At 61.3% G+C, this 13,964-nt stretch carries 13 protein-coding genes; 9 read left to right on the forward strand and 4 right to left on the reverse strand.

Annotated features, from left to right (window positions below; all coding sequences use genetic code 11):
* Nucleotides 1-43: 43 nt before the first annotated feature.
* A complete protein-coding gene (locus tag HMPREF2736_RS01400) occupies nucleotides 44-3,184 on the reverse strand; it encodes an error-prone DNA polymerase (protein ID WP_070771935.1) in 3,141 nt (1,046 codons plus the stop codon).
* A 146-nt stretch (nucleotides 3,185-3,330) separates the two neighbouring features.
* Between HMPREF2736_RS01400 and HMPREF2736_RS01405 the strand changes: the two genes are divergently transcribed.
* From HMPREF2736_RS01405 to HMPREF2736_RS01425, 5 genes are read left to right on the forward strand one after another with little or no spacing between them, the layout of a single operon-like run.
* Nucleotides 3,331-4,224: a MetQ/NlpA family ABC transporter substrate-binding protein gene (locus HMPREF2736_RS01405; protein ID WP_070450481.1), complete on the forward strand. Its 894-nt coding sequence runs from the start codon at nucleotides 3,331-3,333 to the stop codon at nucleotides 4,222-4,224.
* 30 nt (nucleotides 4,225-4,254) lie between these two features.
* Nucleotides 4,255-5,145, forward strand: a complete 891-nt coding sequence (locus HMPREF2736_RS01410) for a MetQ/NlpA family ABC transporter substrate-binding protein (RefSeq protein WP_070771934.1) — start codon at nucleotides 4,255-4,257, stop codon at nucleotides 5,143-5,145.
* On the forward strand, nucleotides 5,146-6,174 hold the full coding sequence (locus tag HMPREF2736_RS01415) for a methionine ABC transporter ATP-binding protein (RefSeq protein WP_070450483.1): 1,029 nt from the start codon (nucleotides 5,146-5,148) through the stop codon (nucleotides 6,172-6,174). It abuts the gene before it with no gap.
* On the forward strand, nucleotides 6,171-6,851 hold the full coding sequence (locus HMPREF2736_RS01420) for a methionine ABC transporter permease (protein ID WP_070450487.1): 681 nt from the start codon (nucleotides 6,171-6,173) through the stop codon (nucleotides 6,849-6,851). The genes HMPREF2736_RS01415 and HMPREF2736_RS01420 overlap by 4 nt, the downstream gene beginning before the upstream one ends.
* A gap of 11 nt (nucleotides 6,852-6,862) precedes the next feature.
* Entirely contained in the window at nucleotides 6,863-7,633 is a 771-nt protein-coding gene (locus HMPREF2736_RS01425) for an HAD family hydrolase (RefSeq protein ID WP_070771933.1), read from the forward strand.
* A gap of 29 nt (nucleotides 7,634-7,662) precedes the next feature.
* Here HMPREF2736_RS01425 and HMPREF2736_RS01430 read toward each other — a convergent pair whose 3' ends face one another.
* Nucleotides 7,663-8,544 (reverse strand): sucrase ferredoxin, encoded by an 882-nt coding sequence (locus HMPREF2736_RS01430; protein ID WP_070828733.1) that lies wholly within the window; start codon nucleotides 8,542-8,544, stop codon nucleotides 7,663-7,665.
* 141 nt (nucleotides 8,545-8,685) lie between these two features.
* Between HMPREF2736_RS01430 and HMPREF2736_RS01435 the strand changes: the two genes are divergently transcribed.
* Complete coding sequence (locus HMPREF2736_RS01435; RefSeq protein WP_070422796.1) at nucleotides 8,686-9,273, forward strand: AMIN-like domain-containing (lipo)protein; 588 nt, start codon at nucleotides 8,686-8,688, stop codon at nucleotides 9,271-9,273.
* Nucleotides 9,274-9,295: 22 nt separating this feature from the next.
* Here the strand turns inward: HMPREF2736_RS01435 and HMPREF2736_RS01440 are convergent, their stop codons facing one another.
* On the reverse strand, nucleotides 9,296-10,849 hold the full coding sequence (locus HMPREF2736_RS01440; protein ID WP_070828734.1) for a Y-family DNA polymerase: 1,554 nt from the start codon (nucleotides 10,847-10,849) through the stop codon (nucleotides 9,296-9,298).
* The gene (locus tag HMPREF2736_RS01445) at nucleotides 10,846-11,583 is read right to left on the reverse strand and encodes a hypothetical protein (protein ID WP_246822027.1); all 738 of its coding nucleotides are present in this window, start codon (nucleotides 11,581-11,583) and stop codon (nucleotides 10,846-10,848) included. The genes HMPREF2736_RS01440 and HMPREF2736_RS01445 overlap by 4 nt, the downstream gene beginning before the upstream one ends.
* Nucleotides 11,584-12,227: 644 nt before the next feature.
* Here HMPREF2736_RS01445 and HMPREF2736_RS01455 point away from each other — a divergent pair.
* From HMPREF2736_RS01455 to HMPREF2736_RS01460, 3 genes are all read left to right on the forward strand, one after another.
* Nucleotides 12,228-12,938, forward strand: coding sequence for a hypothetical protein (locus tag HMPREF2736_RS01455; RefSeq protein WP_070771929.1), 711 nt, complete (start codon nucleotides 12,228-12,230; stop codon nucleotides 12,936-12,938).
* Nucleotides 12,938-13,129 carry a hypothetical protein gene (locus HMPREF2736_RS12125; RefSeq protein WP_141758897.1) on the forward strand — a complete coding sequence of 64 codons (192 nt, stop codon included), beginning with the start codon at nucleotides 12,938-12,940 and terminating at the stop codon, nucleotides 13,127-13,129. Before HMPREF2736_RS01455 ends, HMPREF2736_RS12125 begins: the two co-directional genes overlap by 1 nt.
* A 336-nt stretch (nucleotides 13,130-13,465) precedes the next feature.
* Nucleotides 13,466-13,882: a hypothetical protein gene (locus tag HMPREF2736_RS01460; RefSeq protein ID WP_070482438.1), complete on the forward strand. Its 417-nt coding sequence runs from the start codon at nucleotides 13,466-13,468 to the stop codon at nucleotides 13,880-13,882.
* The last annotated feature ends 82 nt before the right edge of the window (nucleotides 13,883-13,964 follow it).

The raw sequence follows: 13,964 nt of genomic DNA on the forward strand, positions 1-13,964 counted from the left end.
GCCCCAGACACGGCCTTGCTCATGACAGGGCTCATCGAAGCATTCATCGGAAGTCCCTCGATCCCCGGGAGAGCAGCTCCCCTACCTCCAACGGTTCGAACCGGTCCGCCACCACGGACACTGCCCCGGAAGCATTTTGCACAATCCCGCGTACGACGAGCGCTTTCGCAGTGCGGGCAAGGACGCGTTGCTTCTTCCACAACCCAACTGAGATAACCACGTTGACCAGCCCGGTTTCATCCTCCATTCCTAAAAATGTCACACCACCTGCAGTGACCGGGTGTTGGCGGTGTGTCACCACTCCGGCGATGCGCACGCGAGTGCCGTCCTCCACGCCATGCAGTAGTTGTGCAACTGGAATAACGCCTCGCTCCTCCAGCGATTCGCGCACCATCTCTACTGGCATGAGCCCCGGGGTCACCCCTGTGGCTGCGATGTCAGCCACCATGAGTTCGAACGAGTTCATACCAGGCAGCGCCGGCGCCGAGATAGCCGACAAACCGGGCAGCATGCCGTGGCGTTCCGTGGCGGCGACGCCTGCTTGCCACAATGCTTGTCGACGAGACACCTCAAAGCAGTCCAACGCCCCCGCCCGCGCGAGCGCCTCGACATGGTCGACGCTCAGGTCAGCCCGGCGCGATAGATCCGCAATGTCTGCAAACGGTGCCGCCGCTTCGATCCGGTCAGCGGCATCCGCACCTAAGCCACGGACGAGCCCGAGCCCCATCCGGATCGTTGAGGAATCAATGCAGCGCGCCTCGCGCCCCGACGCGTTGACCGACACAGGCAGTACCTCTACCCCGTGTCGGCGTGCGTCCTGTACCAGCGACTGTGGTGAGTAGAACCCCATCGGTTGCGCCCGCAGCAATCCCACGCAGAACTGCGCCGGGTAGTGGCATTTAAACCAGGCGGAGAAGTACACCAAAGAGGCGAACGACTGGGAGTGCGATTCCGGGAACCCGTAGGCGGCGAACGCCACGATCTTCTGCCACAGCCGCTCTGCTACCTCTTCGCCGATCTGGTTAGTAGTCCAGCAGCCTTCGAAGAACCGCGCGCGCAACGCCGCCATTTTCGCCGGCGAGCGTTTCGATCCCATCGCGCGCCGAAGCACATCCGCTTCACGGCCAGAAAACCCTGCCGCGTCGACGCAGATCTGCATGAGTTGCTCTTGGAACAGCGGGATCCCCAGTGTTTTGCCAAGGGATCGCTCGAGCACCGGATGGTCGTACACGACCGGCTCTAGCCCGTCGCGCCGCCGCAGGTACGGATGCACCGAACCGCCCTGGATTGGACCAGGGCGGATCAAGGCCACCTGCACCACCAGGTCGAAGAACCTGCGCGGCTTCAACCTGGGCAGCGTGCCCATCTGTGCGCGCGATTCAACCTGGAACACGCCGACGGAATCGGCGCGGCAAAGCATGTCGTACACGGCGTCGTCGTCAAGCGAAAGCTCCCACAGATGCACCTTGCGGCCTGTGGTTTCCTCCACGAGATCCACCATGTGGTGCAGCGCTTCGAGCATGCCGAGCCCCAGCAGGTCGAACTTGACCAGGCCAGCGGAGGCACAGTCATCTTTATCCCATTGCACCACCGAGCGATCTGCCATGCGCGCCCATTCGACGGGGACGACGTCGGCGATGGGACGGTCACAAATCACCATGCCACCAGAGTGAATGCCCAGGTGACGCGGCTGCCCCTTGAACTGCGCTGCAAGTTGCTCCACAGCCTCGGGCGGATCTGAAAGCCCCTTCGACCAACTATCCGCAGCGCCCTGGGCGTACCCGAGCGCACGCGCGGCATCACGGACGGCTCCCTTCGTGCGGTACGTAATCACGTTGGCAACCTGCGCTGCATTGTCACGCCCGTATGTGTCGTAGACGTACTGGATGACTTCCTCACGCCGGCCTGACTCAATGTCTAGGTCGATATCCGGCGGCCCGTCGCGATCCGGCGACAGGAAGCGTTCGAACAGGAGTCCCGCCTCGATCGGCTCAACGTTGGTGATGCCAAGCGCAAAACACACCGCAGAGTTCGCCGCTGAGCCACGTCCTTGGCACAGGATGTTTTGCTTCGCGCAGAAATCCACAAGGTCGTAAATGATCAGGAAGTAGCCGGGAAAGTTCAGCTCCTCAATCACGCTCAGCTCGTAGCGGATCTGCTCCAGCACCCTTCTGCGCACATCCGCACTCCGCGTCGCGTACCGGAACTGCGCGCTCGCCAACGTCAGATCCCGCAGATGATCCATCTCGCTGCGCCCGCTTGGCGTTGGGTAGCGCGGCAGTTCAGGCGCGACAAGATTCAGCGTGAACGCGCACTGCTTCGCCAACTCAACGCTGTAATCCAGCATGTGCTTACATCCCGGCAGCATCCGTTCGAGCTGCTCGCCAGAGCGCAGCCAGTTCGCACCCATCGGATGCAAGTCCCCGTGTGCTTGCGCAAGTGCTTCTCGACGAGCCAACGCACGCTTCGCCGCAGCCAACCTCGCCTGCTCACGCGTGGCTGCCGCCGGCATCGCGGTGACAATGGCCGGGAGGTGATCAAAACGATCGAGCATTGCGTGCCGGTCAGCGTCTTCAGGAGTCATCGAAACTTCATATTCTCGCACCACATTGTCCTGGCCAAAGGTTTCGACCAGGTGGTCGATTTCATCGACCCACTGCCACCCCGCGAGCACAACGCAGGTGCCATCTAGTTCTGCACCAATAAGCTCCAACGGTGGATACGCCACCGCATCCTTTTCCCGCGTCGCCATGTGTGCATCTGCCATAAGATGCGACAGGCGCCGATACCCTTCAGGCCCACGCGCAATCACAGGAAGCACCCGCTGGCCTAACGTCAGCTCGGCCCCAAATACGGTGTCCAGCCCTGCAGCTGCAGCAGCCTCTGCAAACTTGACTGCCCCATAGAAGCCGTCGCGATCCAGCAGGCCAAGAGCATTCAACCCCAAATCCGCAGCGCGCGCGACAAGGCCTTCCGGCTCGCTCGCCCCATCGAGAAAACTATACGACGACACCGCGTGGAGTTCCACGAACGGAACTTGCGGCTCGTTACGGCGCGGCCGCACAGGACCTGCGCCAGGCAGCATGCCTGTGTGCCCCACCGGCACCGGCTCTGGCCCGGGACGTCCCGAAAGGATGCGCTCTAGCCGCGACCACGAAAGTGGCGCTCCCCCATTGAATCTCATGCCGAGAACGCTATCATGATTCGAAACTGTGTGCTACATTTTTCGAAAACCCAGAACAAACTGCTTTGTTCTAAAAAATAGACTAAGCGGTACATAGGGTGCTAGATTCTCACCCGTCAAACTTTCCCAATAAACAAGGAGACATCATGCGTATCAAGCGCACCCTCGCAACCGTTGCTGCTGCAGCGCTCGCCACCACCGGGCTGGTCGCTTGCTCCAACGAGTCCAACGACGCCACCGAGACCACCGCAGCAAACGGCGAGAACGTTACCGTCAAGATCGGCACCACCGAGGCCGACCAGGAGGCCTGGACTGTATTCAAGCAGCTCGCAGCTGACAACGGCATCGAGCTCGACATCGTGCAGTTCTCCGACTACTCCCCGGTCAACGAGGCGCTCGCGCAGGGTGAGCTGGACGTGAACAAGTTCCAGCACATTAAGTACCTCGCCGAGTACAACGCTGCTTCCGGCAAGGACCTGAAGGTTGTCGGCTCCACCGAGATCGTCCCGCTCGCACTGTTCTGGAAGGACCACGACTCGCTCGACGGCATCGAGGGCCAGTCCGTCGCTATCCCGAACGACCCATCCAACCAGGGCCGCGCCATCAACGTGCTGGTTCAGGCCGGTTTGCTTACCCTCAATGACAACGTCGCTGACCCGCTGACCCCGACCCCGGCCGAGATCAACAAGGACGAGTCCAAGGTCACCGTCACCCCGGTCGACGCGTCCCAGACCCCGAACGCTTACAACGAGGGCAAGCCGGCCATCATCAACAACACCTGGCTGGACCGCGCAGGCATCGAGCCGAGCCTGGCCGTGTTCGAGGACGATCCGGAGTCCAAGGAAGCAGAGCCGTACATCAACGTGTTCGCTGCTCGTTCCGAGGACATTTCCGATGAAACCCTGAACAAGCTGGTCGAGCTGTGGCAGACCCCGGAGGTCGCTGAAGCTACCGCTAAGGACTCCAAGGGCACCTCGGTTCCGGTTTACCGCGACCAGAAGGAGCTCAACGACATCCTTGACCGTCTGCAGAACAAGTAAGCACAAGAAGCAATAAGGAGCGCGTAGTTCATGCGTACCAAGCGTTTTCTCGCAGCGGCGGCAGCCTCTGTCATCGCCGCAACCTCTTTGGTGGCGTGTTCGTCGGAGACGGAGTCGTCGACAAGCAGTGCTGATGGCGACGCTGTGACCGTCAAGATCGGCACCACCGACGCAGACCAGAAGGCCTGGAGTGTCTTCGCGGACGAAGCCCAGAAGGCTGGCATCGAGCTCGATATCGTGCGTTTCTCTGAGTACCCGCAGGTCAACCCGGCGCAGACCGAGGGTCAGATCGAGATCTCGAAGTTCCAGACCATCAACTACCAGGCCCAGTACAACGCCACCTCCGGCAAGGACCTGCGCATCATTGGTTCTGGCGAGATCAACGTGCTTGGCCTGTACTGGAAGGACCACGACTCGCTCGACGGCATCGAGGGCACCGAAATCGCTGTCCCGAACGACCCGTCCAACCAGGGTCGCGCGATCAACGTGCTGGTCCAGGCTGGTTTGCTGAAGCTGCGCGAAGGCGCGCCGAAGCTCACCCCGACCCCGGCGGACATCGATAAGGATGCCTCCAAGGTCAAGGTTGTCGCTGTGGATGCGTCGCAGACGCCGAACGCCTACAACGAAGGCCGCCCGGCTGTGATCAACAACAACTGGCTGGCACGCGCAGGTATCGACCCGGCTTCCTCGGTCGCGGCCGACGATCCGAACTCCGAGCTTGCGGAGCCGTACATCAACGTATTCACTGTCTCAGGCGATGACCTGGACAACGAGACGTACGCCAAGTTGGTCGACGTCTGGCAGTCGCCGGAGGTCACCGCAGCGCTTGACGAGGATTCCAACGGCACCGCCGTGCAGGTCCAGCGCAGCAAGGAGGAGCTCAACGAGATCCTCGACCGACTTGTGGAGGAGTACAAGTAAATGACAACAACCGGCACCCGGATTGAGTTCCGGAACGTATCCAAGGTTTTCAAAACCAAAGAGCGCGAGGTCAAGGCCGTCGATGACGTCACCTTGACCGTCGAGCCAGGCGAAATCCTCGGAGTGATCGGCTACTCGGGTGCCGGCAAGTCAACGCTTGTCCGCCTCATTAACGGCCTTGACATGCCAACCTCGGGCGAATTGCTTCTCGACGACACCAACGTCGCCGGTATGCCCGAGCGCAAACTCCGGGAGATCCGCCGCAACGTCGGCATGATCTTCCAGCAGTTCAATCTCTTTTCCTCCCGTACCGCAGCGGGCAACATCGAATACCCGCTGAAACTGGCCGGTGTGGACAAGAAGGAACGTAAGCGTCGCGTCGCTGAACTGCTCGACTTCGTCGGTCTGTCTGACCGTGGCGAAAACTACCCGGAGCAGCTCTCCGGTGGCCAGAAGCAGCGCGTCGGCATCGCGCGAGCACTTGCGACCAACCCGTCGCTGTTGCTTGCCGACGAAGCCACGTCCGCCCTCGACCCCGAAACCACCCACGAGGTGCTCGGAGTGCTGCGTCGCGTCAACGAAGAACTCGGTATCACCATCGTGGTGATCACCCACGAAATGGATGTCATCCGAGCCATCGCCGACAAGGTTGCCGTAATGGAGAACGGCCGTGTTGTGGAGTACGGCGGTGTCTACGACGTCTTCGCCAACCCGCAGACCCCCGTCGCGCAGCGTTTCGCAGCGACGAGCCTGCGCAACACCCCCGATGATGTTGAGCGCGCCGAACTGCTGACCAAGCCTGGCCGCCTGTTCACCGTGGATCTTTCCGAGGACTCCGGGTTCTTCGGCGCCGCCGAGACCGCCCGCACGCGCGGTGTTGTCATCGAGCCGGTCCACGCTGGCATCACTACTCTGCAGGAACGTTCGTTTGGCAAGATGACCGTCCGCCTCAATGGCGACGACGCCGCTATCAACGAGTTCCTGGCCACACTGCAGCGCAGCACCGAGATTGAGGAGATCACCCGATGACCGAATACCTGCTCGCTGAACCGAACTGGGACAACCTCGGCCCCACCTTCCTCGACGCCATCGGCGACACCCTGTGGATGGTCGCCATCACCATGGTTGTCGGCGGATTCCTCGGCCTGGTGTTGGGCATGTTGCTCTACACCACCCGCCCGGGCGGCATCCTGCGCAACAACGTGGTCTACACCCTGATCAACGTTGCGGTGAACTTCTTCAGGCCAATCCCGTTCATCATCATGATCGCGATGCTGTACCCACTGACCCTGGAGGTCGTGGGCACTACCATCGGCCGCGCTGCCGCAACGTTCGTGATGTGTTTCTCTGCCACGTTCACCGTGGCGCGCATCGTGGAGCAAAACCTCGTCGCCATCGACCCCGGTGTTATCGAGGCCGCCCGCTCCATGGGTGCCGGCCCCTGGAAGATCATCACCTCGGTGATCCTGCCGGAGGCACTCGGCCCGCTGATCCTGGGCTACACCTTCATCTTCATCGCGGTTATCGATATGTCCGCAATGGCCGGCTACATCGGCGGTGGCGGCGTTGGTGACTTTGCCATTGTCTACGGTTACCGCGCCTTCGAACCGCAAGTCACCTGGGCTGCAGTCCTGGTCATCGTGGTCATCGTCCAGCTCGCTCAGTTCCTGGGCAACTGGCTGTCCAAGAAGGTCATGCGCCGGTAGATTGAAGTGCCATGAAGGTAGCGGCGTTCGACTTCGATGGCACTCTCCACCACCCTCCCCACGGTTTCGACCAGGAGGATATCGCCGCGATAGATGCCTGGCGTAACGCCGGGCATCTTGCCATTTCTGCCACCGGACGCTCCCGCACAGCACTCGCCCACGGCATGGCCGGCAGCACGCTAGCGTTCGACTACCAGGTGCTGTCCAACGGTGCATCAGCTACCGACGGCGCCAACCGCGACCTGCTCTTCAGCCACGAACTCGACGGTGCCGTCTTGCGCGCCGCCGTGGAACATTTCGGGGAGCGCGAGGGACTGGCTATTTTCGGCACCACCATCGGACGTGTCGACGGCGTGTTTGCCAACAACACCGGCCGTACCCACGACTTCACGGCTCACTTCACGCCGATGGGGATTCGCGACATCCCGGACCACCAGTTCGCTGTCATTCCGTTCTGGATTCCTGACAACGACGCGCTGCGCGCCGAAGTCATCGCCTGGGCCACCAAACTCGGCGACGTAGAAGTTGCCCAAAACCAGGACTACATCGATCTCATGGCACCGGGCCGGTCGAAAGGCTCCGGCATCCTCGAGCTGTTCGAGGTACTCGGCATCAACCGCGATGACGTTGAGCTCTACACGTTCGGCGATTCCTGGAACGACCTGACCATGCATACCCTCGCCGATCACTCGCACAGTTTCCACCACTCCCCCGCCGACGTGAAAGCAGCCACCGACCGGGTCATCGGATCAGTGGCTGAGGTGCTCGACGAGTACATCTAGGGCATGGTTTCGCCCCCGCCCGGCACCACCTAACGTGGCTGCACAGTGAGCGCGACCCAGGCGGTGCCTTCCTTGGGGTCCTTGCCACATGAGTCGACGATGCCACTGACCGGGCGTTGTTCCAGTTCGACGACGTATTCCACACTGGGCGTGGTGACGTTGACGGTGGCGGTGGTGTCGTCGATACGCGCAGGCGCAACGTCGAACTCACCGTAGCGGGGACTGGCAACCTCGCTGGCGACAGCGACCTCGGCAACCTGTTCCACCGGGGTGAGCGTGCCGCGCCCGCGATTGCCGGGTACGAAGTATTCGCCCCGCTTCGCGGCTGTGAGCATCGCGTCGGTGGCTTCCACGTTCATGCGGCCGAAACTATACGCCCACGGCATGAGCAGCATGGTTGCGGCAAAACGGTGTCCCTTGATGTGGGAGACTTCCCACGCAACGTCGTTGCCCGGGCCGAATGGGTAGCGCTCGTGCAGCGCGTTGACCAGCGGGCGCCCCTTTACCGCGCAGCAGACATCGCGCTTGGCATGGGTGCAGATCAGCAGCAGCGGACGTTCCCGTCGCTTCCCACCGTTTTTGCCAGGCCCCGACAGGTCGAGATCCAGGATTGCTTCTGGTCCGTCGACGTGGAGGACCTCGGTGATTCCTTCGTCGGCGAAGACGAGGTAGAGGTGGTGGTCCTTAATGTGTCGGCCTTCGCGCGTTGGGTGGCGGATGAGCAGCAAGGACGCGTCGTATTCGTCGAGGTGCTTCGCAATGCGGGGGGTGATTTCTTCGCCAAGTGCGGCATCACCGAGCACGTCGCGGGGCCACGGGTCGGGCCACTCAAAGATGACGTAGGTAGCGCCAGGCTTGGCGGTGCCGGGCAACGGTTCAACCTCAACATCTGAGCAAGGCAATTGTCGCATGTCACCACCATAGCCAAGCTTGGCCTAACTTATTAGATGACCCATTTGAACAACTTTTACTTCTGTAACAGTTAGATAACCTTTTGGGTATTTCGCTCTGAGGCTTTTGTTCTGATTCCTCCTGCTGGTTACGGTGGCTTAATGCAAAAAAATTCCGGTTCCTTCCGCGCTGCGGTCGTGGGCGCTTGCGTAGCGACGATCGCTGCCTGCACCGCCTGCACCACACCCAGCTTCGGGGCCGGCGAAACGGTGGCCAGCAGCTTGTCCGCCAGCTCTCCGCGTCTGAAACCGTTGGGCAACGCTGACCCGTCTCCGAAGACGCAGCGCCCGTCGGCACCGTCACAGCTTGTGGTCACCGCGGTCCGTGTTGGCGCACATGAGGGATTCGACCGCGTCGTGGTGGATCTTGGGGGCGACGGGGATCCGGGTTGGTTTGTGGATTACACCTCCACCCCGATGCAGGAGACCACCGGCCAGCCGTTGAAGGTTGCGGGTAACGCGTTTTTGAACATCAACGTCGACGGCACCGTTTATCCGTTTGAGATGGGTAAGGATTCCGATGTTGAGGTGAAGATGGCGGGCGATACTGGCAACGTCATCGACGTGATCAGCGCTGGCACCTATGAGGGCCGTAGCCAGGTCGTGGTGGGTCTGCGCTCTGCTTTGCCGTATTCGGTGCAGGTGTTGGAGGACCCGAAGCGCGTGGTCGTCGACATCGTCCAGAACTAATCGCAGCGCTAAACCCCCACCGTTAATACACCGCCTCGACGCGCCAGCTGCGTCTGCTCCACACAAGCAACCAGCCTGTGACAGCGCCGTCTGGTCCGCCTTCGCGCCCGACGACTTGCATGCGCGCAAGCCGTCCTGTGGCCCCTTCGGTTTGGGCCCACCATCCTTCATCCACGGGCCACGGCCCGGCCCAGCCGGTAACCAGAAACCGGCGATCGCCCCAGGCCAGGGCGTACGGCGTGGTTGAGAGCAGTACTTCGGCGGTGACGATGACGGGGGTTGCGGTGTCGTCGATAAGCGCGATGCGCGAGGCGGGGTGCTCGATGCCGCCACCGAGGCGCGCAGGCAGCGGTGCTGGGATCGCCCCGGGCCACGACCGCTTGTCGACGACCGGCCCCGCCTCCCCGTACGGCACCATCTGCACCCGTTCTGCCACGCCACGGCCGCCGACGAGCCGGGGTTGGAGCACCGCGTCGATGCCGAGTTGGGATTGCACGCGTTCCACCACTCGGCGGGCGGTGTCGGTGGAGGCGCCGTCGGCCCACAGTTCGCCGACGGGTTCTGGGGCGGCGAGTTCGAGCGGTTCCAGGATGAGACTTGTAATTTCACCGGCACCGCCGCCGGTCAGCCAGCCGTCGAGTTGCCAGCGCACCCGGTCGGCGGTCGCGGCCTCGGTGAGTGCTTCGCGGGTGCGCCAGACGCGTTCGACGCGGGTGCCGTCGCCAAGTTCGGCCGTCACTTTCAGCCGCAGGCAGTTCCGCCCCGTTTCTTTCAGCCGTTCGTGCAGGCTAGCGGCCAGTGCACGGGCGGCGAACGCGGCAGCATCAACTCGGTCGATCGGGTCCTCCGGAGTGATCGCCACCGCGAGGTCCTCCACGGGAATTTCGGGCGCGACGCGGCGGTCCGGCGTGGCTGCGGCGATCCGGTAGATGAGCATCCCGGACTGGCCGAAGCGCGTGGTGACAGCCGCCGGAGGCAGCGCCGCCAACTGCCCGAGCGTGGAAATCCCCAACTGCCCCAACGCCCGCACCGTGTCCATGTCCGCGCCAAGTGCTTCCTCAGCAACGAGCACACCGAGCGGCTGGTCTGCCAGGAACGTCGCCGATTGCCCCTGCGCCACCACGTCAGACGAGCGCGAGGCGATCACTGCGGTGGCGATCTCGTCGGCGGCACCGGCAAGGGCGTCGATGCCGCGGCGCGAGGCGGCGTCGATAAGCATCTCAAGCGCACGGTCCTCACTGCCGTGGAACTTGCCCGCGGCCTCAAGGTCCGCAACGACAAGGCCTGGGCGCAGCACTTCTACGCTCGCCGCGACATCGTCGAGACCCGCTGCAAGTGCTGCGAACATCCGGCCGTCGCGGTCGGTGTTGTCCTCCACCACCGTCAGCTCCGGTGCTGCCGCCTGTGCGTTTCGCACCCGCATCCCACGCCGGATACCCACTTGGCGGGCCGCCTGCGAGCACGCCTTCACTCTGTGGTGCGCAGCAATCGCAATAGGTTCTACCAACTCGTCGCCGGACTCCAACTTCGCGGCCTGCACGGGCCAGTCCGGGAACCACAACGCAGCAACCCTCATGTGACTAGCCGCAGCTTTCGTCTATCGACGACCCGCTCACCACCAGCACCCAACGTCACCCGTGCACTCGCCGGCCGGTACCCCTTGCCCTCTGCGCGGACATCGAAATCGATCCCGGTAATGCGCCCTGTTCCTCGGCCGATACCGTGGAATTGTGCGAGCGTGCCCGTCAGTGTGAGCGCCGGCGACGGCACCGCAACGTTGACGCACACAAGCGCCGCTTGCCCTTTCCGGATCCTGGCCAGCAGTGGCCGGGCGCGCACCGGCGACAATTCCAGAGCACTACGAGTGCGCAACACCACCAGATCGAGCCCTTCGGCGAGCACGCCTGCCACCGAGAGGTCGTCGATACCCGGCTCCGGCACCGCAACAACCCGCTCAAGTGCATCGGCGCTGATCCCGGCATACGACAACTCCGGCCAGCCCACCGCACCTGCGCGCCCACCGGCTTCCACCACCTGGCCGAGCAGTTCCACGACAAGCGCGGGTGTGTCACTGACGTGCGTGACCGCCCTTCGCGCCAAGCCACCATTCGGCAACACAGTCGAAAGACCACCGCCGATCGTGAGCACCTCAGTGTCAGCAGCAACCTCCCGAGGGACCTCCCCACCGAGCACAGCCATGCGCGCACGCAACTCTGCGATCTGCTCAGCACGCGTCGGCTGAGCAGGCGCTTCGCCCACTTCATGCAGGTGCGCCGCGGCAGATGACGCTCGAATAGGTGTTCCACTCACGCCAGATAGTATGCACCCCGGGGTCGACGCAAGCAACGTCCCTGGTCGAACATGTTTTCTACTCGACCTTCATGAGAATCTGACTTATGGGGCCATACGAATACTCCATGATCTCCCCATTCATAATGCGGCAACGAACGCCAACAGACCCCGGAGCACAAAGAAGGCTCTCGACACAACGGTCCGAACCCCCTTGAACTCCGTCATCGCGCACTCCCCATCGGCCTTCCGCTTGAACAGAGGCCGCGCTTCATACCGAGCCGAAAGAACACACTGCCACACCACTACACGGGACTTGACCACGAACCGTGGTGACACGTGCACGTTCAGGGGCAAATCTGGTTGCGTTGAACATGGGACTCTCTATGGGACCGTCCACTGCTGACGATTAAAAAGAAGGCGAGCTGGCAAACTAATTTTGCCAGATAGCTGACATAACAACGGTTACGTTAATAGGGCGTAAAGCACTCCAGATGGTGGCAATACTTAAATTTAGCGTGATACAGAACACATTCCTTGCGGTGTCTGTGTATACTCCATATGTGAGTCGCCCATCAGGGTGACCTCCCCGGAACCAAGCGGCGCGAAGAGTGGGCCAACTGATAAGGCTCAGCTACACGCCCCAAGCAACACAAGGAGAAACCATGAAAATCACCGGCAAAAAAGCCTTGCTGTCCGCGGGGACAGCTGTAGGGATCGTTTTTAGCCTCTACAGCCCCATTGCTCAGGCAAGTACGATTGCAGAAACAGGCCAAACAAACGCTGTCAGTCAGGTAGCTGGGAACGTCGATAAGATCGCCAACTACCCCGACATTGAAGGTGAGGCCCTCGATGTCGTGCGCAATGCTGCGCTCGACGCGTCTGTCAAGACGGCTGTCCTAAAAGATGGACAAACCCTCGCAAACGAACCACATGTGGCAAAGCGTCTGGATGATGGAAGCGCATTTGTATCCATCCGAATCGACGGAGCGTCGAACGGTAGCATGTTTGGAGTCTTTCTCACTCCTGAAAACACCCTGAAGTCCACGTACCAAATCACACTGGAGGAAGAGTCTCCAAATTCAGGTTGGGTCACGGCCTATGCCGATGGCGAGCAGGAACTGCATGAATATGTTGTTTCTCAGGATACCTCGGCCACTGATGATCAAATCTCGCCAATGGGCATGGATTGGGGCGGGCTGAACGATTGCCTCAGCAACGCTGGAATTGCATCATGGGCAATTGCGGCACTGAGCGTTGTGTGTGGTGCAGCCTGCGCAGCGACGCTGGGGGCTGGTTGCATGGCTTGCCTTGTCGCAGCTTCCGGAGCTACAGGCGGCACAATCGGGTACTGCGCAGGCCAGAATTGGAGTTAATGATGAAATCGAGTGAAAATCAGTCGCGTGGGTTCGTTGCACTCGCGATCGGCGCGGTAGCACCTCTTCTTGGAGTAACAACCCCTGTAACAGGAGCTGCCATTGCTGGTTGGGGTATCGCTGCTGTGGCCTTTCCTGTCTCCGCTTTCTTCTTCCATCGAGCGAAGGATGACGACAAAGTGCGCGAGTAAAGTTCCAATTTCATCGCATTACTTCGTGAAAGTCCTGTACCGCACTGATGCGGTACAGGACTTTGCTTTGCGAAGAAGATCCAGACCCCCTGTTTGAACTTTAAATCATCTCAAAGCCACTTCGTTTATGTCTGCGTCAACTTAACGAGAAACTCGCCTCAGATCTCCCGCCAAGCACCCCACGACGGGTGCGGCGATCGCCTCACCATCCGTCGCCATGAGCCAGAATTTTGGCAAGCAAGCGAATGTACTGTGATACGAGAGGTTCAAACGTGCAATGCAGAAGAGTTTAGAGGCATAAGAAGGCGGTGGAGCGCCCTGGTAACCTCCCAAAACATGATCCCGATCAGCGCCAACGAGGTCCGTAGCCGCGTCACTCCGATCCCCACGCCCGCCGTCGTGCGTGTGGTGGGTTCGCTGGCCGTGGGTGGTTCCGTCGGCGTGATGATGTCCGAAGCACCACTAGGCATCAAGGCGATCACAGCACTGGTCTGCGTCGTTGTTGCTATCGCGGTGACGTGGCTGCACCCCTACCGGAAGCAGATTGCGGCGTTTGCTGAGGAGAAAAATGTCAGCAGGGTGCCGTCGATAAGCATGGTTGTGCCGCTCATGGTGTGGTGGCTTGTGCTCATGATGGGCCCGCTGGTGCACTGGTCCGCAGTGGCGGGGCTGCTGGTCGGCATCCTTGCGGCAGTGGCGGCGTGGTTGCTGTACCCGCACGTAGACGGCACGCGGCGCCTCGCGTATGCATAGAACTACTAGAAAGAATCTACTCGAAAGGCTTTCTAGTAGACGCGTTTTCGCAGCTCAACCTAGAAACATTCCCTTTCGAGTA

The organism is Corynebacterium sp. HMSC036E10 (genome assembly GCF_001836265.1).
Lineage (GTDB): Bacteria > Actinomycetota > Actinomycetes > Mycobacteriales > Mycobacteriaceae > Corynebacterium > Corynebacterium coyleae.

What these genes read in the sequence shown, in the direction of transcription:
- HMPREF2736_RS01455 (WP_070771929.1), top strand. Translation starts at nt 12,228, where the DNA reads ATGAAAATCACCGGCAAAAAAGCCTTGCTGTCCGCGGGGACAGCTGTA.
- HMPREF2736_RS12125 (WP_141758897.1), top strand. Translation starts at nt 12,938, where the DNA reads ATGATGAAATCGAGTGAAAATCAGTCGCGTGGGTTCGTTGCACTCGCG.
- HMPREF2736_RS01410 (WP_070771934.1), top strand. Translation starts at nt 4,255, where the DNA reads ATGCGTACCAAGCGTTTTCTCGCAGCGGCGGCAGCCTCTGTCATCGCC.
- HMPREF2736_RS01415 (WP_070450483.1), top strand. Translation starts at nt 5,146, where the DNA reads ATGACAACAACCGGCACCCGGATTGAGTTCCGGAACGTATCCAAGGTT.
- HMPREF2736_RS01440 (WP_070828734.1), bottom strand. Translation starts at nt 10,849, where the DNA reads ATGAGGGTTGCTGCGTTGTGGTTCCCGGACTGGCCCGTGCAGGCCGCG.
- HMPREF2736_RS01460 (WP_070482438.1), top strand. Translation starts at nt 13,466, where the DNA reads ATGATCCCGATCAGCGCCAACGAGGTCCGTAGCCGCGTCACTCCGATC.
- HMPREF2736_RS01405 (WP_070450481.1), top strand. Translation starts at nt 3,331, where the DNA reads ATGCGTATCAAGCGCACCCTCGCAACCGTTGCTGCTGCAGCGCTCGCC.
- HMPREF2736_RS01430 (WP_070828733.1), bottom strand. Translation starts at nt 8,544, where the DNA reads ATGCGACAATTGCCTTGCTCAGATGTTGAGGTTGAACCGTTGCCCGGC.
- HMPREF2736_RS01425 (WP_070771933.1), top strand. Translation starts at nt 6,863, where the DNA reads ATGAAGGTAGCGGCGTTCGACTTCGATGGCACTCTCCACCACCCTCCC.
- HMPREF2736_RS01400 (WP_070771935.1), bottom strand. Translation starts at nt 3,184, where the DNA reads ATGAGATTCAATGGGGGAGCGCCACTTTCGTGGTCGCGGCTAGAGCGC.
- HMPREF2736_RS01420 (WP_070450487.1), top strand. Translation starts at nt 6,171, where the DNA reads ATGACCGAATACCTGCTCGCTGAACCGAACTGGGACAACCTCGGCCCC.
- HMPREF2736_RS01435 (WP_070422796.1), top strand. Translation starts at nt 8,686, where the DNA reads ATGCAAAAAAATTCCGGTTCCTTCCGCGCTGCGGTCGTGGGCGCTTGC.